The 20,016-nt window shown below is 47.1% G+C and carries 19 protein-coding genes; 5 read left to right on the top strand and 14 right to left on the bottom strand.

Annotated features, from left to right (window positions below; genetic code table 11):
- Positions 1 to 116: 116 nt before the first annotated feature.
- From ACWXW9_RS21010 to ACWXW9_RS20985, 6 genes are all read right to left on the bottom strand, one after another.
- Positions 117 to 908 (bottom strand): energy-coupling factor transporter transmembrane component T family protein, encoded by a 792-nt coding sequence (locus ACWXW9_RS21010; protein WP_494930998.1) that lies wholly within the window; start codon positions 906 to 908, stop codon positions 117 to 119.
- Entirely contained in the window at positions 883 to 2,367 is a 1,485-nt protein-coding gene (locus ACWXW9_RS21005; protein ID WP_494930997.1) for an ABC transporter ATP-binding protein, read from the bottom strand. The genes ACWXW9_RS21010 and ACWXW9_RS21005 overlap by 26 nt, the downstream gene beginning before the upstream one ends.
- The gene (locus tag ACWXW9_RS21000; RefSeq protein WP_044646639.1) at positions 2,367 to 2,963 is read right to left on the bottom strand and encodes an ECF transporter S component; all 597 of its coding nucleotides are present in this window, start codon (positions 2,961 to 2,963) and stop codon (positions 2,367 to 2,369) included. Before ACWXW9_RS21000 ends, ACWXW9_RS21005 begins: the two co-directional genes overlap by 1 nt.
- A gap of 399 nt (positions 2,964 to 3,362) precedes the next feature.
- On the bottom strand, positions 3,363 to 3,878 hold the full coding sequence (locus ACWXW9_RS20995) for an LURP-one-related/scramblase family protein (protein ID WP_494930996.1): 516 nt from the start codon (positions 3,876 to 3,878) through the stop codon (positions 3,363 to 3,365).
- A gap of 50 nt (positions 3,879 to 3,928) precedes the next feature.
- Positions 3,929 to 4,732: a TatD family hydrolase gene (locus ACWXW9_RS20990; RefSeq protein ID WP_494930995.1), complete on the bottom strand. Its 804-nt coding sequence runs from the start codon at positions 4,730 to 4,732 to the stop codon at positions 3,929 to 3,931.
- 168 nt (positions 4,733 to 4,900) lie between these two features.
- Complete coding sequence (locus tag ACWXW9_RS20985) at positions 4,901 to 5,719, bottom strand: nucleotidyltransferase domain-containing protein (RefSeq protein WP_494930994.1); 819 nt, start codon at positions 5,717 to 5,719, stop codon at positions 4,901 to 4,903.
- A gap of 242 nt (positions 5,720 to 5,961) precedes the next feature.
- On the opposite strand from ACWXW9_RS20985, the gene ACWXW9_RS20980 reads away from it, so the two are divergent.
- Positions 5,962 to 7,287: a helix-turn-helix transcriptional regulator gene (locus ACWXW9_RS20980; protein ID WP_494930993.1), complete on the top strand. Its 1,326-nt coding sequence runs from the start codon at positions 5,962 to 5,964 to the stop codon at positions 7,285 to 7,287.
- On the top strand, positions 7,262 to 8,062 hold the full coding sequence (locus ACWXW9_RS20975; protein WP_494930992.1) for a WYL domain-containing protein: 801 nt from the start codon (positions 7,262 to 7,264) through the stop codon (positions 8,060 to 8,062). The genes ACWXW9_RS20980 and ACWXW9_RS20975 overlap by 26 nt, the downstream gene beginning before the upstream one ends.
- Positions 8,063 to 8,215: 153 nt before the next feature.
- On the opposite strand, the gene ACWXW9_RS20970 is transcribed toward ACWXW9_RS20975, so the two are convergent.
- Together ACWXW9_RS20970 and cysK are read right to left on the bottom strand one after the other, a co-directional pair.
- The gene (locus ACWXW9_RS20970) at positions 8,216 to 9,193 is read right to left on the bottom strand and encodes an aldo/keto reductase (protein ID WP_494930991.1); all 978 of its coding nucleotides are present in this window, start codon (positions 9,191 to 9,193) and stop codon (positions 8,216 to 8,218) included.
- A gap of 132 nt (positions 9,194 to 9,325) precedes the next feature.
- Positions 9,326 to 10,249: a cysteine synthase A gene (cysK, locus tag ACWXW9_RS20965; protein WP_044646611.1), complete on the bottom strand. Its 924-nt coding sequence runs from the start codon at positions 10,247 to 10,249 to the stop codon at positions 9,326 to 9,328.
- Positions 10,250 to 10,434: 185 nt separating this feature from the next.
- Between cysK and ACWXW9_RS20960 the strand changes: the two genes are divergently transcribed.
- Both ACWXW9_RS20960 and ACWXW9_RS20955 read left to right on the top strand, forming a co-directional pair.
- The gene (locus tag ACWXW9_RS20960; protein ID WP_494930990.1) at positions 10,435 to 11,643 is read left to right on the top strand and encodes an MFS transporter; all 1,209 of its coding nucleotides are present in this window, start codon (positions 10,435 to 10,437) and stop codon (positions 11,641 to 11,643) included.
- A 290-nt stretch (positions 11,644 to 11,933) separates the two neighbouring features.
- On the top strand, positions 11,934 to 12,098 hold the full coding sequence (locus ACWXW9_RS20955; protein WP_494930989.1) for a hypothetical protein: 165 nt from the start codon (positions 11,934 to 11,936) through the stop codon (positions 12,096 to 12,098).
- 362 nt (positions 12,099 to 12,460) lie between these two features.
- Here ACWXW9_RS20955 and ACWXW9_RS20950 read toward each other — a convergent pair whose 3' ends face one another.
- From ACWXW9_RS20950 to ACWXW9_RS20940, 3 genes are all read right to left on the bottom strand, one after another.
- On the bottom strand, positions 12,461 to 13,459 hold the full coding sequence (locus ACWXW9_RS20950) for a glycosyltransferase (protein ID WP_494930988.1): 999 nt from the start codon (positions 13,457 to 13,459) through the stop codon (positions 12,461 to 12,463).
- Positions 13,460 to 13,502: 43 nt separating this feature from the next.
- Positions 13,503 to 14,498 (bottom strand): phosphotransferase family protein, encoded by a 996-nt coding sequence (locus ACWXW9_RS20945; RefSeq protein ID WP_494930987.1) that lies wholly within the window; start codon positions 14,496 to 14,498, stop codon positions 13,503 to 13,505.
- Between the two features lie 246 nt (positions 14,499 to 14,744).
- Positions 14,745 to 15,437 carry a pectate lyase gene (locus tag ACWXW9_RS20940; RefSeq protein WP_494930986.1) on the bottom strand — a complete coding sequence of 231 codons (693 nt, stop codon included), beginning with the start codon at positions 15,435 to 15,437 and terminating at the stop codon, positions 14,745 to 14,747.
- A 558-nt stretch (positions 15,438 to 15,995) separates the two neighbouring features.
- Between ACWXW9_RS20940 and ACWXW9_RS20935 the strand changes: the two genes are divergently transcribed.
- Positions 15,996 to 16,568, top strand: a complete 573-nt coding sequence (locus ACWXW9_RS20935) for a shikimate kinase (RefSeq protein WP_134914445.1) — start codon at positions 15,996 to 15,998, stop codon at positions 16,566 to 16,568.
- A gap of 101 nt (positions 16,569 to 16,669) precedes the next feature.
- On the opposite strand, the gene aroD is transcribed toward ACWXW9_RS20935, so the two are convergent.
- The 3 genes from aroD to ACWXW9_RS20920 form a co-directional block, all read right to left on the bottom strand.
- Complete coding sequence (aroD, locus tag ACWXW9_RS20930) at positions 16,670 to 17,434, bottom strand: type I 3-dehydroquinate dehydratase (RefSeq protein WP_494930985.1); 765 nt, start codon at positions 17,432 to 17,434, stop codon at positions 16,670 to 16,672.
- Positions 17,435 to 17,539: 105 nt separating this feature from the next.
- Positions 17,540 to 18,799: an MFS transporter gene (locus tag ACWXW9_RS20925; RefSeq protein ID WP_494930984.1), complete on the bottom strand. Its 1,260-nt coding sequence runs from the start codon at positions 18,797 to 18,799 to the stop codon at positions 17,540 to 17,542.
- Between the two features lie 133 nt (positions 18,800 to 18,932).
- Complete coding sequence (locus tag ACWXW9_RS20920) at positions 18,933 to 19,844, bottom strand: LysR family transcriptional regulator (protein WP_494930983.1); 912 nt, start codon at positions 19,842 to 19,844, stop codon at positions 18,933 to 18,935.
- Between the last annotated feature and the right edge of the window lie 172 nt (positions 19,845 to 20,016).

The following is a 20,016-nucleotide window of genomic DNA, read 5'->3' as shown; positions in this document are numbered from 1 at the left end:
ATTTCTCGGGAATATGTAATAAAGCCCGCCAGACCACGCGGGTCTGTGCGAGCCGTCATTTCCCATTGCATTAATATACCACAGGGCAGAAACCCGGCAAAGCCTTTTGGCAACAATTAGCGTACATCCCATGTCCCCACATAAGGGAACTGGATACCAAGTCCCCAAGCCAGTGTAATCATCACCACAAAATAACAAATAAACACGATATCTACAGCCGAATGATGGATCTCATAATAATACGTGCGCTTGGTCTCATTGGCAAAACCCTTGGCTTCCATGGCAACAGCAATTCGCTGGGCGCGCCGGATGCTTTGAGCCAGCAGCGGAATCGCATATCTGCGTAGCGTAGCATACATATTCCATTTGGATACATGCTGATGTACACCCCGAATGCGGTGGGCATGTCTCAACGTTTGCAGTTCCTCCAGCATCATCGGCATCATCCGCATCGCCGCCAAAAAGCTGTACGCATATTTCGGAGGAAGCCTCCATTGCTGCATCAGCGAATAAAACAGGTTCACCGGGCGGGTCGTCAAACCAAATAACAGTCCTGCCGCCGCCATACTCAGTGCACGAAATCCAAGATGCATTCCCCGATAAAAGCTTTCCTGCGTGATATGGATCAGGCCCCATGTCCACCAGGTCGTCACCCCTTTGCCGAACATCATCATGCCTGTGGAGGTTGAAATAAACACCAGTATAAAGGGAGAACCATACAGCAGCAGTCGCTTCCACGGATGGCCTGACCAGACGAGCAACAGCAGCATAGCGCACGCTACATTGAACATCACGTTCGGATTGTGAATCAGAATGACGACCACGAACAACAAGGAAAACATTACAAGCTTTAATCCCGGATTAACCCGGTGAAGCCATGTTTCATGATGGGGAAAAGACAGGTTCATGCCGCAGTTCCCCCTTCTGTATCCGCCATATATCCGTGCAATATCGACGGACAATTTCCGGGTCATGCGTGACCATCACAATCGCCGTGCCTGCCGCTCTAAGCTGTTCCAGCATGTCTAGCATGACAAAGGTATTACGCGCATCCTGCCCAAAGGTCGGCTCATCCAGCAGCAGCACCGCTGGCTCACGGATAATGGCCGTGGCAATGCTCAGCCGCCTTTTTTGCCCCAACGAAAGCTGATACGGATGACGTTCATCCAGCCGTTCCAGCCCGAACTGTAAGAGTATTCGATCCACTCGCTCCCGGCGCTGTTCATCCATAAACAAGCTCTCCGGCAGCGAATACTCCAGTTCCTTTCGAACGGTGTGAGCTACGAATTGCAGCTCCGGATTTTGAAACACGAACGCGATACGCTCTGCCAGTTGTTCCGTACCGCCAGCCTCTATTCCGTCCACGTTGTAACTTCCCTGCGTTCGGATTAAGCTCATCATGGAGAGCAGCAGCGAGCTTTTACCAGCCCCATTTTCACCGACCACACCAATCCAGTCCCCCGGCTTCACCTGCGCTTGCTCTACATAAATGACTGAGTTCGAACCCCGAAGGCCGCTGAAATGCTCCAGCTCCAGTATAGGAGTACCCGCTGCCAAGATGAACGCCCCGCAGTCATTCCCCACTCCATGCTCCTGTGTCCCTTGTTCACTCCAACGTGGTGAGGATGCCTCATCCCATACGCCCGGATACCAGACACCATAATCAGACAACGCCTGCCGATGCTTATGAAATACCTCCTCCGCAGTCCCGTCCGCCATGATTTCCCCTTGAGCAGAAAGCACCACAATCCGGTCCACATCATGGACAATTTCATTAATTTTATGCTCCACAATCAGTAGTGTCTGATCTGCCGAAATGTGGCGAATCATATCCCACACCTGTGCGGTTCCTTCTTCATCCAGCAAAGCCGTCGGCTCATCCAGAAAAAGCACCTCCGGCTCCATCGCCAGCACAGACGCAATTGCCAGCCGTTGCTTCATGCCCTGAGACATGCTGCCAATCGGCATATGTATTTCATCCGTTGAAAGACCTACCTGCGTCAGCAGCTTGCGGATACGAGAAGGCATTTGCTCACGGGGAACCTGATTATTTTCCAATACAAAAGCCAGTTCCTCGTCCGCATACGACATACAAAACTGCGTATCTGGATCTTGAAATACGATACCCGCACGCGCCGGAATGACAGCAGCATCACATTTCATCGGCACTTCTATCGTGCGTGGAATCAGACCGCTCAGCACCTGGAGCAGCGTTGATTTACCACATCCACTCGGTCCAAGCAGCAGCAGCTTTTCCCCCTTGCGGACGGATATATACATATTGTGGAAAATCAGTTCCTGCTCGCCGGGAAATTTCAAACGAAGACGAGTGACCGACGCCACTACATCTTCGACTACCCAACTCATTAGTCCAGCCCCTTATAGTCCTGTTCCGTTGCGGGTCTCAAGGTACGTGTCACCCCGGTGACTTCCAGCGCCTTAGCCAGATAGAACGCGAACACCCCGGCAATCACAATACTGCCAATCATGCGGAATCCGACATACAAAACATAGTTCCAGGTCGAAAGCTGATCAATATACCCGTAACTGAAGTCTAAAATCAGGGAGGCTATAGCCGATCCAGCCGCAGCCAGGGAAGTGACCCACAGATTGGCGTTCCGGTACAGAAAAACCGCAAAAAACAGTTCTGCTCCCAATCCTTGCAGCAAGCCATAGTACAAGGTAGACATCCCCCATTCACTTCCCAAAAAAGCACTGACCGTTGCCGCTGCCACCTCTGCCAAAATCGCAACTCCCGGCTTGCGGATAATAAGGTATGCGAATGTGCCCGCCATAAACCACATGCCATACACCAATTGCTCGGCGTTCAGCCCAAGCGGTTTCACCAGATCATACGCAGGCCCCCATATTTTATAGACCAATCCAAACACGACGGCGATCACAATCGTGACCAAAATATCCGTCAGCTTCAATCCTTTAGACGCTTTTACAGCAGTATTCATTATGATGTACTCCCCTTTTCCCTTAAAATGGGCCTCGTGGCCATGAAAAAAAGCCTGTCCGGAGCTGAATCTCCAGGCAAGCTTTATGCGCAGTAAAAGGTGGATCACCATACAAAACATGATTCGTTGATATGCCTCATATAACCAGTAGCCCAAGCGCAGCCGTCTAGCTTGATTATAAGATATGAACCGAACCACCGAATCTATCGACAACCGCAAAACAAGCGGCATTCCTGTATAGTGTTCTAGGTTTCTCTACGCTGGCATTACCCAGATCAGATTTCACGGTCGATGGCAAGGGCCACCCTCTCAGCCTGACTTTCTCAAGCTCCCGACAATGCTTTTTAATTCACTATAATGTACACTACATCTATTGCTTTGACAATCCTAATATTGGTTTCAATAACCATTTACACCAGGAGGCTGACTTGCAGCCGAGGAGTTCCTGTTTTGAATGGCATGCACACCCATGACAACCGCAATCAGTTCATAGCTATCCAATAGCGACGAGCCATTATCCAAATGAAATGCCCCGGACTGGAACCAACGGCTGGTCTGATTAAATACCGCCACCGTTTTCCCATCATAGCCCTGAATTTTGTACTCCTTGGAAAATGCGGGGGAGGTAATCTCATATATGCCACGCGGCCCTGCATCATATTCATACCTTTTGGACATGAAGCTCATTCGGGTCCGCAGTACACCCACCAATTGCCCCGTAGGGTCCGTCACTTCCCATTTGCCGACAAAAAAACGAAATTTACCGCCGAATGCCCGCCTCCCGTCAGCATCATATACATCCACAGATGAACCAAATGCGCTTTTCAAATCCACACTTCCCGCCGCTTCATCATGTATATCCACAATCTCAGTCAATCCTGCGCTAAAAAAGTTGTCTCTGAAAAATAATTCCATCTGGCGTCACCCCAATTTGGATATTGGATCATGCATTTTGGATTACGGCCTTATTCTTCTACAGATAATCCAAAAAAACGTTTTGCCGTCTCCGTCGTCGCGATTTCGATCTCCATGATGCTTCGACCTGTACATTCTGCAACCGTAGCGGCAATATGTGCGAGATAGATCGGCTCATTGCGCCCTTTCTTCGGCTTTACAGGTAAATTACGCGGGGTGAGAAATGGAGCATCCGTTTCAATCATCAGACGGTCCAGCGGAATATCCCTGATCAGTTCACGCAAATGCTTCCCGCGTCGTTCATCGCAGATCCAGCCTGTAATACCGATGTATAATCCCATATCTACATACGTGTGCAGCTCCTGTGCGGTTCCGGTAAAGCAATGCACCACCGCCTTATCTACCAACCCATGATGCTCCCGTAGCATAGCCGCGAAATCCTCATGCGCATCCCTCTCATGCAAAAATAACGGCATTTTCAGCTCGCCAGCCAGCTTAATCTGTTCCCTAAACCATTGACGCTGCACATCACGCGGAGAGAAATCGCGGTTATAATCCAGCCCGCATTCCCCGATGGCTACGACCTGCGGCTGACCCGCCAGCGTACGGAGCTGTTGAATCGTATCCGGGGTACAGCCTTTGGCATCATGGGGATGCACACCAGCCGTCGCATACAGCTTGCCGGGGTAACGTGCCGCATACTGAGAAGCCTCCCGGCTGCTGCGGACACTTGTCCCGGTAATAATCAGCGGTGTAATCCCTTCGACTGCCGCTCTCTCCACCACCTGCTCCCGATCCTCATGAAACGAACGATGCATCAGATTTACACCAATATCAATCAGTGACGTCCCCATTTCAGTTCCTCCTTTATAAAACTACAATCTCGGACCATGTTCCCATACCATTATTTCTCCCGATTCATAGTCAACGAACCAGTCTTTACAGATCGGCTTGCCGTTCGCACCCTGTCCTTCCTTATCCACATAACGGCAACAATCGTAAAATTCACACAGACTGCTCGCCTATGCTTGCCATACTTCCTTCACCGCAGCGCGGAACAAATCATCCAGTTGCTGGTCATGTCCACCCTCCATATGCTGGAGCAAAGGCGCCTTTTGTTCAAAATAAGCCATTTGCTGCTGGATATAATCATTGACCACAGAAAGCTGTGGCTCAATATCCAGTTCCTCGCCTGCTTTTTTACGTTGCAGCAAATGTCCGATCACCTGATAAAGCTCTGTATCTGCCGGAATTAATTCCTCCAGCAAGTCTTCGAATTCCATCGGAGGCATACTGTTATAGCGTTCAATCCAGCCACACGCCAGCAACGGGCGCAGCACATAAAAATACTTTTTAATCTTCACCTGTTCTCCTTGCAAATAATCCCGATAGTTTCCCCGCGCCATATTCAGATAGTGATACATACAGGACTTAGGCGAAAAAGTTAACGGCGATATAGCGCGAATCTGTTCTGCCACTGAATATGGCTCCAGATAGGGAATCGGGGATTGCAGCCATTCCAGCAAAGGCGGATTGGACTTGCGAAACAGATTGAGCGACTTTTTCAAATCCCAGCCGTTGATATCCAGCAAATCGCTGATCGGACGCTCAATCACATCCCGTTTATCAAAAATGGACAAATACCACTCCACCGGCCTTACATAAATAAAACGTACATCGTAGTCACTATCCTGTGAAGGAAATCCCCACGCCCGACTGCCTGATTCACAGGCATATACAATGCGCACCTGCTCCTCCTGCTCCAAAACGCGCAGCTCCTGCAATATCGTTTCACGCATTTCCGGTCTGATTGAATCCCGCTCATGTTTTATATCTGTCATGCTATTCCCTCCCTAACCGCCCTTTTATACCTTGATATTTCCTGAATGCTCCTCATTCATTCTACGCCCCGTCTCGGCTGACGGATTCTACTTGATATTTATATCATCCTATATTTTGCTTGCCGCGAACATGGCGAAAGTATTACAAAGATGAATAAATTCCCTTTTTCCCGCATCTCTTCCCTGTTAGAATAGAGGGATACTTATTTTCGGAGAACGGCAACAGAAACGGGGAATCCGCCATGGCGAGAGAGAGCTTTGATAAAGAAATTCAATTTCTGCGCATGCTGACACTGACGAGCGGCGCTTATAATCGGCAGCAATTTGCAGACAGACTGGGCATTTCGGTACATACCTTTGATAAAACGAGCCGGCGTCTCAAAGAAATCGTTCAATCCGTGCAGCAGCAATTACCAGCGGAGCAAGGACATGACTTCAATGAGATGCTGCGCTTCAACTACTATGAATCCGCTGATCCACTACTGCTATTCCTGTTTCGGGCCAAATCGCTCAAGGAGTCGGAAAGCGTCCGCCTGGCCCTTCTGTTGACAGCGCTACAGTCACAACCACTGACCACCATGGAGCTGCTGGATGCCTGCTGCGACGGGCTGCCTCCCGACAGTACGCTCCCGGATGAGAAAACGATCCGTTCGGACCTGAAATATCTGGTCGAAGTCGGCGTGGTTCGCAAGGAGCCCGGCGGCAGACCTTACCGCTATGCTGTTCGCAATGATCTGGTCACTGGACTGACGGACGAGGAATTACTGGACCTGTATGACTTTGTGGACATTATGGCGAATACGCACCTCCCCTCTGTACAGGGATATCTGCTGCGCGATCTTTTAAAAAAAGCCATGCGTCGTCAAGCCGGAGATCAGGAAATGGTGGAACCTTTTTTATACAAATACCACTATTACTCACGCATTCTGGATGAGGCCCATATTCATCCGCTTCTTCACGCCATTCGGCAACGTCGCTATGTAACTTTTTTATATTTTTCTACAGCCAAACGAAGCATGTACGGGTCACAGAACACAAATCCGCTGTTTGAAAAAGAAACCGAAGGCCGTGAACACACCATTCTTCCCTTGCAAGTCATCTATGATCATCAATACGGGCGTTGGTATGTACTGGGGCAGGTGGGCGGCAAAGGAATCATGAAGTTCCGCATGGAGGGCATGACACAATTGGCGGAGGGCGGACCCGTGTCGGAGAAGCGTTTTGCCGACCTGCTGGCCGTGTTGGAAGAAAGAACGCGGTATAGCTGGCTTGTGGATACCGGGCGCACCGTGAAGGTGCGAGTACGTTTTTTCAATCCCGAAGGTGCCAAACGCAACTTTATTCGGGAACGTGTGCTGTTGCAGGGACAATGGGGAACGATCACGGAGGAAGAAAGAGAATCCTTTATCTATGAAATTACAGTGAATGGAATCACCGAGATTAAACCATGGCTACGCAGCTTTGGATCAAGCTGTGAGGTATTGGAACCCAAGCGGCTGCGTCAGGAATTCAAGCAGGAATGGAAGGAGCTTCAAGCCTATTATGAGCCTATTCGAGAAAATATTTAACTACCAAATCGTCTCGCGGCTGGATGAATCGGGCGCTTTTGCTACTACATCGCAGGAAAGAATCTGGCTCCAGTCCATGCTGGCAGATCCAGCGGCGGCAGAGGCTTTTACCCCGTCTACGCTCGATAAGCTTCGGCTGATGCTCGCAGATGACGAGCCGCTGGAAGTCGACGGCAGCTTAAGGGAAAAGGCCGGCATTCCTGCCTCCCCGGTTTATCATCCGCTCCTGCGTATATTGCGTCCCATCCTGCGGTCACGCTCAGGTATCTGTATGAGCTACAGAATGCGCAACGGGCGTGTTCATGAGCGTATATCCGGATTTCCGTATAAACTGGAATTTTCCATGGTCAAAAAGGAATGGAGCCTGCTTTGGTACAATCGCAGACACCGTGCGCTGATGTCCACCAAGCTGCCTAACATCGTAACCATCACCAAAGAGGAAATTCCAACTGAAGAGACCGAGAAATTCACCCAACGTATACTCGGTATTCTGGAGTCACGCAAAGAACAGGGCATCATCGAAATTATTCCTGTCTACAACGGGGAAATGTCCCGTATTTTATACGCCTTTTCCTGCTTTGAGAAAGAAGTAGAGTATATTCAGGATACGGATACCTATCGCATTACGCTCGCTTTTCAGGCAGACGAAGATGAATATGTACTGTCCAAAATCCGTTTCCTCGGCAAACGCATCAAGGTCGTCCAAGGCTCCCGGCTCATTTCCCGAATGAAGGAAACAACCGCCAGGGCACTTGCAAGATACGAAGAGGATTAGCCGCTGAAAAAATATTAATACGTCCAATAAAAAAAAAGCCCGCACTCTGTCCATAAGACAAAGGGCAGGCCTATTCAATTATGGTTTGTATTACCAAGTCATACTCTTTCATGAAAATGTGCCTGCTATAACAAGCTGAGAAGCATTCCAAAGTTACGGCAAAGCTTGTCCCCGTGCGCTCACATACAGCGCGTACCATTCCTCACGGGTCATCAGCTCACTCTGGCGCTCTGCGTCCTGACACGCCTTGATCCGTTCAGGATTGGCACTGCCAATCACGGGCTGAATCCGTGCCGGATGCTTCATGAGCCAGCCAAGCACGATGGACTCACGTGTCGTTTCCTTTTCAACAGCCAGCTTTTGCACCAGCTCTGCTGTTTGGCGTATATGCTCCGGCTCCCCGTCCAAAGAACCACCGCTAAAGCGTCCCTGTGCCAGCGGACCCCACGCTTGAAGCTGAATATCCTCCGTTTGGCAGTATTCCAGCAAGCCTTCGCCAAAATGGACATTCGTCCCTGCCTGCTGATTCACATGCACCGTCTGATCTACAAAATGCAAATGCGCCAGGCTCATCTCCAATTGATTAGCCACCAGCGGACCGGCTAAACTGCGTTCCAAAAACCGAATTTGGCTTACATTCATATTGGAGACGCCAAAATGCCGTACTTTACCGGATTTCTTGAGCTTGCTGAACGCCTCCGCCACTTCTTCCGGCTCTACCAGTGGATCGGGACGGTGCAGCAGCAGGATGTCCAAATATTCGGTACCCAAACGCTTCAGAATACCATCCACAGACTCCATAATATGAGCATATGAAAAATCAAATCGCCCTGGGAGCGTACCATCTGGCAGGAAAATGCCGCATTTGGACTGGATAACGATCTGCTCGCGCAAACCAGGCTGTCCCTTCAAAATCCGGCCGAAAATTTCTTCCGCTTTCCCCATACGATAGATGTCTGCATGATCGAACATCGTAATGCCGATGGAACGTGCGGCTTCCACCGCTCTTTCTGCTTCAACAATATGCTCCTCCGTAAATGGCGCCTGGCTCCATTCTCCACCAAAAGGCATACAGCCCAGAACCAGACGACTATCGGAGATTCCACGTTTCTGTAAAGGCATAATCTTCATGCTGCTCCTCCTTCACTTCTCTAAAATATTCCTTAAGCATCCCGCATGATATCAACCTATGAAACCGTTACCACTACTATTTTAACACCTACACGTGGTCGTGTATAACGATGTGCCCCGAATCGCACCTTTTTATCCGAAAATCCCCATGCTCAAATAACGCTCTCCTGTATCCGGGGCAATACAAAGCACCCGTTTGCCCGCTCCCAAGCGCCGAGCTTCCTGAATTGCCGTCCATATTGTAGCTCCGCTGGAAGGTCCGACAAGAATTCCTTCCTGAGCAGCAATGGCCCGTGTCATCGCAATCGCATCCTCATCCGAAACCTGTATGATTTCGTCATAAATATCCGTATTCAGTACGGCAGGAACGAATCCTGGGCTAGTACCGACCAGCTTATGCGGACCAGGCTTGCCCCCTGACAGCACGGGCGAACCCTTCGGCTCCACCACGACAACCCGCAGATCCGGCAAATGCTGGCGCAGCACCTCACCCGTTCCTGTAATCGTACCGCCTGTTCCCGAAGAAGCGACGAACACGTCCAGCTTGCCTTCTGTCTGCTCCAAAATTTCAAGTGCAGTCGTTGTACGGTGGATATCCGGGTTGGCCTCGTTTTCAAATTGATGCGGGATAAAGCTCCCTTCAATTTCAGCCCCCAGCTCCAGCGCCTTGCGAATCGCTCCTGACATTCGTTCTTCCGCTGGTGTCAGCACAACCTCAGCCCCATACGCTTTTAAAATATTGATTCGTTCCCTCGTCATATTCGACGGCATGACCAAAATCGCACGGTAGCCTCGGGCAGCCGCATTCATCGCCAAACCGATCCCCGTGTTGCCACTGGTCGGCTCAATAATGGTTCCACCCGGCTTTAAGTGTCCAGCCTTTTCCGCCTCGTCAATCAAATTACCCGCCGCCCGATCCTTAACACTGCCGCTGGGATTAAAGTATTCCAGCTTCACATACACTTCCGCATCCTGCGGTCCGGTTAACCGTTGAAGCCGCACACAAGGCGTATCTCCAATTAAATCTGTAATACTATGTACCACTTTAAGCGTCATCATTATATCCTCCTTGGATGAGTCCATATTATAAAAATAACATATTTAACCCGCTCATACCTGTCGCTTTTGTAAAATACATAAATCTCATCTGCTTAGTATGTAAAATTCTTGCAAATGGGTCGCCAGATGTGGTTTCTAATGATATACTCGCATTACTATTTTTCAGGAGGATACAAGCATTTATGAGTACTCAAGAAAATTTGACAGCCAATCGCTTTCCACCCTCCTTGCTATGGTTGACGCTCGGTGCCTTCGCTATCGGTATGACCGAATTCGTCATCATGGGGCTTCTGCCTAATGTAGCCCAGGACCTTCATGTTACCATCCCGCAAGCCGGACAGCTAATCACCAGTTACGCGCTTGGTGTAGCCATTGGCGCACCTGTGCTCACCGTATTGACTCACAAGGTACCGCAAAAAAAGCTGTTATGCCTGCTGATGATTATATTCATTTTAGGCAATCTTTTTTCCGTTATTGCTCCCAATTACGAGCTTCTGATTGTAGCCCGTATGGCTACCGCGTTATCACACGGAACCTTTTTGGGAGTGGGTTCCCTGATCGCCGCCCGGCTGGTCCGTCCTGATAAGCGGGCTGGTGCCATCTCCATGGTGCTGACCGGACTGACCGTAGCCAACATTATCGGCGTGCCCTTTGGCACCTTTATCGGACAACAGCTCGGCTGGCGCGCTTCCTTTGGAGCCATCGTCGTGATCGGCCTGATTTCTCTCTTTGGCATCATCCGTTACATTCCGGTCACTCATCAGGACAAGCCTTCCAGTCTCAAACAAGAAGTCCGAAGCCTGTTTAATCCGAAGGTACTGCTGATGCTGCTCACAGGTGCTGTCGGTTGCGGTAGCCTGTTCACCGTCTTTACGTATATCACACCTTTACTGACCGACATTAGCGGCTTTGCCGAGCATAGCATCACGTGGATTCTTGTCCTGTTTGGTCTCGGCGTAACCATCGGCAACATCGTCGGAGGCAAGCTTGCAGATTGGAAACTGCTGCCGTCGCTGATCGCGAACTATGCCGTATTGGCAGTTATTTTGGCCATCCTGACGTTCACGCTTCAAAGCCCGGTGCTGGCCGTCATCACCGTCTTTATCTGGGGCATTGCCGCGTTCGGCATTATGCCCGGCATTCAGGTTCGCATCATGAATCTGGCCTATGAGGCTCCTTTGCTCGCTTCTACCTCCAGCCATTCCGCATTGAATCTGGGCAATGCAGGAGGTGCTTTTATCGGCGGGGTCGTCATTAATCAAATGGGACTCGCCGCCATCCCATGGGTCGCATCTCTTATCACTGTCGGTGGCCTGCTTCTCATGCTGGTCAGCTACGTCATCGACCGCAGAACTGCTCAATCTGAAGCCGTAGCGGGGATACAATCCTAAATTGGATTAACTCGTTAGAGAAACCTTGGCTACAGATATTGAGTTTGGACCTATTTGATAGCAGCACTGCAAAACATTGAAGAGATTCTTGTGATAAGTCACACAGGGATCTCTTTTGATTTCTACACCAACAGAAACTAACCTTATCGCACTTTCGATATTAATTTTTTCAAATCTTTTAGGTATACAAATGAAGGAGACAGATACAATGGAAATAAAGGAAGTTGTAGTTTATTTGCAGTTTAACTCGCAGTTTGATTGCAGTTCATTTAGAAAAGAGGCATAAAGAGGTGAATATGGTGGCGTTATCAACAGAAGATAAAATAATATTCGAAAACTTCACAACTGAATCTTTACGATCCCCGGAGAAAGCAGAAGTTATTTTGAAGGTTTTTCATAACATCGCTGTGAGATTTAATGCGTTACCTGCAAACTTGGAATCAGGAATTAAATGACTCCAAGTTATACATAACTGAACATATACGACACGGTGTGATTACACACTATTACTACGATTGGATTAGCAAAGACGATAAACAGGTTCTAGCTAAATTCCACTGTGAACCACATCAAGATGAGGATTATCAAACTACAACAGAGCCCTACCACATTCATCCGCCTGAGTATTCAAAGTTAACGAACCAAACCCGCTTTACTAACCATTCATTTACTAGCTTATTTGCCATAGTAGAAGGTATATTTTTATTTCATATTATCCCCAACAAACCACATATTTAGAATTCAAAAAGGAGAGGGTAACCCCCTCTTCCTTTTACTTATTCAAACGATGGCTTTTAAATACTGCGACGTTACCTGCTCAGCTTAACCAATTCTCAAAAAAGTCCCGATATCCCTGCTTCATCACCTTACTCGAAAACTTTTCCATGGCATACGCCTGATTTTCCGTGGAAACCCGACGAGGTGAGGCGGTAGCCATATTGACCAGCTCGAACCAGTTTTTCTCATTGCCCGAAAAAGAGTGCGTGGAGCTGATATGTCCGTAGCAAGGATGCTCAGGCTTCACGACGATTTTCCCCATAGCCAGCGCTTCGGTCAGCGGCATCGCAAACGTGTCGAATTTGGAGCAGCTCCAGTATACTTTCGCCGTATTCATCAGCGCGAATACCTCATCCTGCGTCAACGCAAATTGAAGCTTCACATTGTCAGGGATATCGTACTTCTTCATGCTTTCCTTGTAGCGTTCACCGCCAAACACCATGTAAACTTCCTTGTCGGGATTATGCCGCGCATACTCCAATACCAGATCAGGACGCCGATTCTCTTCATCCCTTCCGATCCACATCACCCGATTCTCCACTACCTGCGAAGGGTCAAAATGCTTTTCCACCAGTCGCTCATTAAATCCAATCGGGATGACTGTCACATCGGTTACACCAAATTTGGATGCCATCTCCTGCTTGAGAAAATCAGTCTGCACAATAGCCTTGTCCACAATCTGATAAAAAGGCTTCATCATCTCATATCCAGTAAGCGCCGGGTCAGGAAAACTGTGCGGAAAAAGTACGCTTTTTTTTAAAAACATATTCAAATATGTAAATCCGGATACCGTATAAATAACATGCTCAATCTGCTGCTCATGAAGCTGGTCGAGTACCACGTCATAATTAACAAGATCACCCTTTTCATGCTCATAACCGGGAAGCCAGTCATGGCTGCTAACATGGCGCTCCGGTGACACAAATACGATATCCACGCCCAGCTCGAGCCCAATCTGCTGCAGACGTTCCGCAAAAATACGCGGGCCCTGCGCTTCGGCAAACTGTATTTTTCTCATGACCAAACCGACTTTTTTCATGTATGTCCCCACCTTTGTTTACGATCTGTACACACTCTGTAATTCAAACTCTTGATTTACACTGTCTGGCTTGTCCCCATTCCAGCGTCGCTGCACATTGGCTCAAGCAGGCTAACGCCTCGCCCCGTTGGGCTTCTAATTGCTCTTTTGACCATTTATCACCGTTTATATGCAATTTCGTTCCGATCTTTCGCAAATCACTTTCAATTAACAACAGCATCCACAGTGAAAATACCACGGCAAACATGCTGTATTCTTGCATAAATGTGCCCCGCTCCAGTCCTGCTCCCAGCAGCTCCAAATACCTGTCCAGCAAGCAAATTCGCAAGTCGGGCGTCATACGCCGGGGAAACAAAGGATGGGACATGTCGATCAGATGATACACATCCCAAAGCGGTGTGTTCAAATGGGCATGCTCCCAATCCAGCACCATCAGCCGATCCCCACTTAGCGCATAGTTACCCGGATGAAGGTCACCATGAGACAGCACTAGCTGCGGTGAAAAAATGAACTGATCCAGCTGTGCATACATACGCTGAACCTGCTGTTTAGGAACCCCTAACGAGCTGCAAAGCTTCAACACATCAAGCTGGTGCATGTACAGCTCAGCAACCAAATCTTGAATAAGCGGCTTCGGTCCTCGCATTGTAATTCCGGTAAAACGATCCGGCGGCAAAGCATGCCACCCTGCTACAAGTTCAACCGCTTGCAACATGACTTCTTCATCATGCAGATGATCTAATGGACCAAGGTCCTCAAAAATCATCCACTCCCCACTGCCATCTTCCCCCGAATCAGACCAGGCAAGCAATTGGGGATAAACCGTCGGTAATGAAGGAAGTACATGCTCATATACCCATCTTTCTCGGCCTTCTTGCTCATCATTGGTTAACGGCTTGAACACATAGCTCTCAGAAGGTGACACGTAAAAACGTTCAACATGCCGACCGTTTGTACCTGTATATAAAACTTCCCGACTCCATACCTGCCTATCATTCAAAGTACCGTCAACATTCACATATGGATGAAATAGATTCATAGCTACCCAACTTCTTTGTATAAAATGTAATAGCACGATCATATCACAGTACTCGTTCTGAACGAAGCCCGGCTTGTCTTTTGAGCATTCCAACGGTATCTTTCAGTAGCACGAAAAACAAATAAAAGCTAAATAGGGGCTTGCCCCATCAGACCCAAGCGATCTGTTGGACAAGCCCCTTCTCATTCAGGCAAAGTATAGAATCAAAATCTATCGATTCCCATCCCCGCTCCTATCCTGTTCCGATTAATATTTTGTATTGCCGGACTCACTCGTATTGCCGGATTTAAAGCCTTTGAACAATTGTGGCACATTGTGATAACGAGTGTTCGTAATTTTAGCTTTGCTGTTAGGACCATCCGATCTCAGGATCGAATCCTTTACATTGGAAATATCCGAGTTATCCAAAGTCATATTCACTCTAAAAGTAGAGCCGCCCAGCTGGCGAACCAGTTTTCCGATATCATCGGCTCTAAAGTTTTTAATGTTAATCGTGCCTTCGGCATTGATTTGGAACACCTTGTCATATGCATGGAACGCTCCACCGCCCGTAATGTTTACCGTACCTTTTTCTTTAAGCGTCAATGCATCTTCACCTACATCCTCCCACGTTACGTTGGAAATGGTCCCGTTGCCATACACATGCACACCATCCGCAGCAGGTGCAGCAATGATCACATTTTTCAAAGTTGCACCATTTTCAAGCTTGAAAATAGGCTTTTGGGCCTCAGTCTGGCTTCCGTCACCCAAGGTTTTTGGATCAGCGACTACAGTCTTCCCCTTACCATCGTATACTTCTCCGGCTTTTACAAGAATGGTTTTACTAACGACTTCTGGAGCTGCATGAGCAGAATAATTACCGACGAATAAAGCAACCAACATACCTGATAAAAAGATACCCATTCCTTTTTTCAATACTTTAGCTGTGCTTGTGTTCATTTCAATTCATCCCTCTCGAAGATATTTTTTTATTTCTGTCTCACAATTCTTCGTTGACTAGAGCGCGTAGACCGTATCACCACCTTCGTACAATGAACCCATTGACCGATACACGTCTGTGAAATATATATTATTATTTACATATGTATGCTTGGTATTTGGTTCAAAGTTATCAAATCGCATGAATTTAATTAAACACAAATTGTAAATACAGCGATTTCATTTACAATTTGCATAACTCTATTATAATCCAACTTCCAGTAATTTCAATATATTTTTCGGCAAAATATGTCCTTTTTTTCAACTAAATACACAATATTGACTTTATTATGCTTGTGTAAATTTATTTTTCGTCAAATTATGCATTAATGGACTTCATGATCTAAGTCTCGTTTGCATGCTCTACATCACCAAAATGGCAATAAGAACCACTTTCGTCCTATACCTCGTTTTTGATGTGATCTATACTATTGAATGACACGTTTGATGAACGTATAATGTATTTAGTGCTTTGAAGCGTTACATCTCAACATTACTGGTGAGAAGAGAGTGGTTATGGTGCAAAACAAGAGAGAGATCCCATTAAGAGAACAGAATATTGTGCTCATTGGCTTTATGGGTGTAGGCAAAACAACGATCGGTTCCCATCTCGCGCGCAAGCTGTATCGGGACTTTGTGGATATTGATCAGGAGATTGAACAAGAGTACAACATGCCGACAACAGAAATTTTCAAAACATATGGAGAAAAAGGTTTCCGCGAGATTGAAAAAGACCATATTCTCAAACTATGCAGCAATACTCGATTGAAAGTCATTTCGGTTGGCGGCGGTGCTTTTTTACAAGAAGAGGTTAAACAGGCTTGTCTAGCTTCATCTATCGTCTTCTTTTTAGATTTAAATTGGGAATCCTGGAAGGATCGACTCAAGATGCTCATCGATACCCGTCCCAATCTGCAAAACAAGAATTTGGAGGAAATCGAAGCTCTTTTCCGTTCCAGACAGGACATTTACGCGGTGAATCACTCCAAGATCGATACGGATCAGTTGGATGCGGAAGAAGTCGCAGACTATATTATCCAAACTCTAAATCTGGGTTGGGAGTTGTATGAACCTACCCGTGGATTGAATTAGAGTTACAAAAAGGAAGGCTCCAGCATGCTAATCACATGGGAGGCCTTCCTTTTTTGTTCACTGCGGGTACCTTGCTTGCTGGCAGTAATGCCATGCGTCTTTTAAGAATGACTATGCAGTACCGTCAATATCTCTCTCAGTTCAGTGACAGGAATCTGCCCCGGCGCGGAAGCTTTCTTAGCCGCACCAAAGGTTAAAGCCGAACCAAACAGCTCTCCGGTCAGACGGCTCACAACACCTTTTCCCGCCATCGACATCGTAATAATAGGCCGGTCTGCATATTCCTCTGCCATGGTACGCGTGGCATCCAGCAAGGTCAGTACATCGGCCGTATTTGTTGGCATAACTGCTATTTTAGGCAGATCGCCTCCCAGCTCCTGCGCCTTACGCAACCGAGATACGATTTCCTCCTTCGGCGGTGTCTTCTGGAAATCGTGGTTGGATATAATCACGGATACGTTATGCTTATGCGCAGCTTCCACCAGCGCCTTCACATCGGCTTCGTCATTAAAAAGCTCCACATCAATGATATCTACCTGTCCCGTTTCGGCTGCCGTGCGGTTCAACTCCACATAACTCGCCGTACTGATTTCCTTTTCCCCGCCTTCCCGAGCGCTGCGGAACGTAAAGACGAGCGGAATATTCGCCAAGATGGACCGGATTTCAATCAAGGCAGCCTTAACCTTCTCCAAATCCTCTACATGCTCGAAAAAATCGACTCTCCACTCCACGATATCCAGGTCGAGTGTACGCAAATGGGTAGCCTCCTCCTTCAGTTGCTCCAACGTTTCTCCCACCATCGGAACACAGATTTTAGGTGCGCCTTCACCAATCAGAACATCTTTCACCTTAACGATTTTTTCCATATCTAACTCACTCCCAAATCATAGTTTTAAATCGAGCATTTACAATATTTCATAGTATAACGCATTCTGAATAAGCCAGCTGATGATTAGGTTCAGCCTGTCCTACTATTCCGTTTCCAGCGCGATTTTGGAGGGCAACTTGCGATTCGCTGGAAAAACTGTACTGTATCGGAAATTAACAAATACCGCCAGCACCATACCCAACACATTCACAATAATAGCCAGCATGAACACACTGGATATTTGGGAATGTTTCAAAAGGAACCCCGTAAACACAGGAATGACCGTGTATGACAGAGAAGTTGCCGTGTAAATAAATCCCGTAATCTGTCCTTTACGTTGACTGAAAAATTCACTCATCACGGTCAATGTCAGCTGAAGCACACCCGAAATGGAAAACCCGATGACACATGAGCTAATAATGGCAGCAGCCTGTGATTTGAAAAGGAGCAATGCTCCAAAAGCCAACAAAGAAATGCATGGATAAATAAGAATAATGTGAACAGGTTTGATCCACTTTCTTAACACAATCACCAATACAAATACGGATACGAGAGAACCGACATTGTAATAGACTAATAACCTCAGGGACTCTGATTCAGTCATACCGATAAACTGCTGTCCAAAAGTAGGCAGCCACAACTGAACGATGTACAGCAAAGTAGGCCCGGTAAAGCCGAGAACAATAAGGCACAGTCCTTCCTGCCAGAAGCGCGGCTTGCTCCGGTCATTTGATTTTAGATCCACCGTTTGTTCCATGTCAGACACGGTAGTATCGTGAACTGGCTCCTTGGGCGCCTGAACCCGCATGTCTGGAAATTTCATTTTGAACAGGTAAATCGCATTCAGAGCAAATATGAGTGCCGGTAAAAAGAATGAGAATCCGTAAAAAATATCGTGATTCATAAAAAAGATAATCATTAACGGTAAAAACGCCGCTCCGATGGATATAAAACCTCTCACCAACACGGTAGCCGAACCGGAGGATTGGGGAAAAGCTTCGATCAGAGCTGGATAGGTGCCTGAATCGAGAAAAGAATTCGCTACGCCTGCCAGTACAGCCAGCATCATCGCAATTTCAAAGCTGGAGCTTAGCGGTATCCCAACCAAAAAAACGGCCATTAGTAGCCCTGCGGCCACAATAAACGGCTTGCGACCATAACGGTCGGAAAGCACCCCGGATATGTACAGCGTAAACAGCCTGCCAAATCCCATTGCGGATACCAGAAGACTGATTCCCGCCTGATCTGTATGCAAATGCTCGGTTAAAAAGGACATGTGTGACGCCAGCATAATGTTAAACATACCAAACAGAAGATAGTTTACATAAAGGCCGGACGCCACTGGAAAAGGAGAACGTTTCATCGTGAATTCACCTGCTTTTGTGAGTAAGTCTTGTGGTGCCACTAATGTGAATCATTTCACATCATCTGTGTCGATGATGAAGTATAGAACACATTTTTAAATTTATCAAGTTTAAATATTGCGAGACACACATTTAGACACGCTGATGCGTTTTCAAATAAAATTCCTCACCGTAGCTTAGTGCAAAGTTCCGAAAGTCCACTACAGCCGGGGATAAATACCTGTTTTTGATGCTCGCCAGATAGATAAAACGCTCGTATTCGGGATTAACAATAGGCAATGTTTTGACGTTAAAATAATCCAACGATGAAATTCGGGGCATGACCGCAATTCCGTAATTCACAGATACCAGCCCTGCCATCGCCGTGTCCTCTTCAATCTCGCAAATAATCTCTGGAGTAACTCCTACTCTGGCGAATAGATTTTCAATAATGGGACGTATACCGCTTTTCTTGTTAAAAAAGATAAAAGGATAAGCTGCCGTATCCTTGAGATCGATTTGGTCCAGCGAAGCCAGCGGATGATCTGGTGAAACAATAACGACCAGCTCCTGCTGAGCCAGCGGAATGAATTCAACGTCCGGTTCATTTTCCATGTGAGAACAGAACGCCACATCGTAATGCTCCTGCTTCAAGCCCTGGATAATATCGTTCGTGTTCCCTTGGTGAAAAGAAAAGGATATATCTTTACGGGCATCCGAGGCGGAGAAGGCCTGAATAATCGCTGGAATGAAGTGCGAGCCTAACGTGTAAATGAACGCCAAATCCACATTCCCATGGCTTGGACTAACCAATTCCCGCAAGTTGTGCTCTCCCTTCTCCAATTCATCCATCGCATGCTCCACATATTTCAGGAAAAATCGTCCGTATTTGTTCAGCCGAATATTCCTCCCCTGCTTTTCAAACAAATGAACCCCCAGATCCTTTTCTAATTCTGAAATCGCATGGCTTAAACTAGGTTGAGTAATACATAGTCGTAAAGCTGCTTGGGTATAATGCTCCATCTCTGCAAGTACACGAAAATATTGTAAGTGCTTCAGGTTCATAATTATGTAATTCCCTTCTTTAATTTATATTTTAAATTATAGACCTAAACTATGAAAAACGATAGAAATATGCATTGGATTTATAATATCACTCCTTATATAATAAAGACACAGAAACAATGTGAATAATTTCACTACTAAGCCATTGATCTAAAAATTAAGTTGGGAGCTA

The sequence above is a fragment of the Paenibacillus sp. LT-B23 genome, from assembly GCF_059417685.1.
Note: the sequence above shows the minus strand (reverse complement) of the source record. Positions and strands in the feature narration are given on the sequence as shown.

Coding starts and splice junctions, on each gene's coding strand:
- ACWXW9_RS21010 (WP_494930998.1), bottom strand. CDS start 908: ATGAACCTGTCTTTTCCCCATCATGAAACATGGCTTCACCGGGTTAAT.
- ACWXW9_RS21005 (WP_494930997.1), bottom strand. CDS start 2,367: ATGAGTTGGGTAGTCGAAGATGTAGTGGCGTCGGTCACTCGTCTTCGT.
- ACWXW9_RS21000 (WP_044646639.1), bottom strand. CDS start 2,963: ATGAATACTGCTGTAAAAGCGTCTAAAGGATTGAAGCTGACGGATATT.
- ACWXW9_RS20995 (WP_494930996.1), bottom strand. CDS start 3,878: ATGGAATTATTTTTCAGAGACAACTTTTTTAGCGCAGGATTGACTGAG.
- ACWXW9_RS20990 (WP_494930995.1), bottom strand. CDS start 4,732: ATGGGGACGTCACTGATTGATATTGGTGTAAATCTGATGCATCGTTCG.
- ACWXW9_RS20985 (WP_494930994.1), bottom strand. CDS start 5,719: ATGACAGATATAAAACATGAGCGGGATTCAATCAGACCGGAAATGCGT.
- ACWXW9_RS20980 (WP_494930993.1), top strand. CDS start 5,962: ATGGCGAGAGAGAGCTTTGATAAAGAAATTCAATTTCTGCGCATGCTG.
- ACWXW9_RS20975 (WP_494930992.1), top strand. CDS start 7,262: ATGAGCCTATTCGAGAAAATATTTAACTACCAAATCGTCTCGCGGCTG.
- ACWXW9_RS20970 (WP_494930991.1), bottom strand. CDS start 9,193: ATGAAGATTATGCCTTTACAGAAACGTGGAATCTCCGATAGTCGTCTG.
- cysK (WP_044646611.1), bottom strand. CDS start 10,249: ATGACGCTTAAAGTGGTACATAGTATTACAGATTTAATTGGAGATACG.
- ACWXW9_RS20960 (WP_494930990.1), top strand. CDS start 10,435: ATGAGTACTCAAGAAAATTTGACAGCCAATCGCTTTCCACCCTCCTTG.
- ACWXW9_RS20950 (WP_494930988.1), bottom strand. CDS start 13,459: ATGAAAAAAGTCGGTTTGGTCATGAGAAAAATACAGTTTGCCGAAGCG.
- ACWXW9_RS20945 (WP_494930987.1), bottom strand. CDS start 14,498: ATGAATCTATTTCATCCATATGTGAATGTTGACGGTACTTTGAATGAT.
- ACWXW9_RS20940 (WP_494930986.1), bottom strand. CDS start 15,437: ATGAACACAAGCACAGCTAAAGTATTGAAAAAAGGAATGGGTATCTTT.
- aroD (WP_494930985.1), bottom strand. CDS start 17,434: ATGGAAAAAATCGTTAAGGTGAAAGATGTTCTGATTGGTGAAGGCGCA.
- ACWXW9_RS20925 (WP_494930984.1), bottom strand. CDS start 18,799: ATGAAACGTTCTCCTTTTCCAGTGGCGTCCGGCCTTTATGTAAACTAT.
- ACWXW9_RS20920 (WP_494930983.1), bottom strand. CDS start 19,844: ATGAACCTGAAGCACTTACAATATTTTCGTGTACTTGCAGAGATGGAG.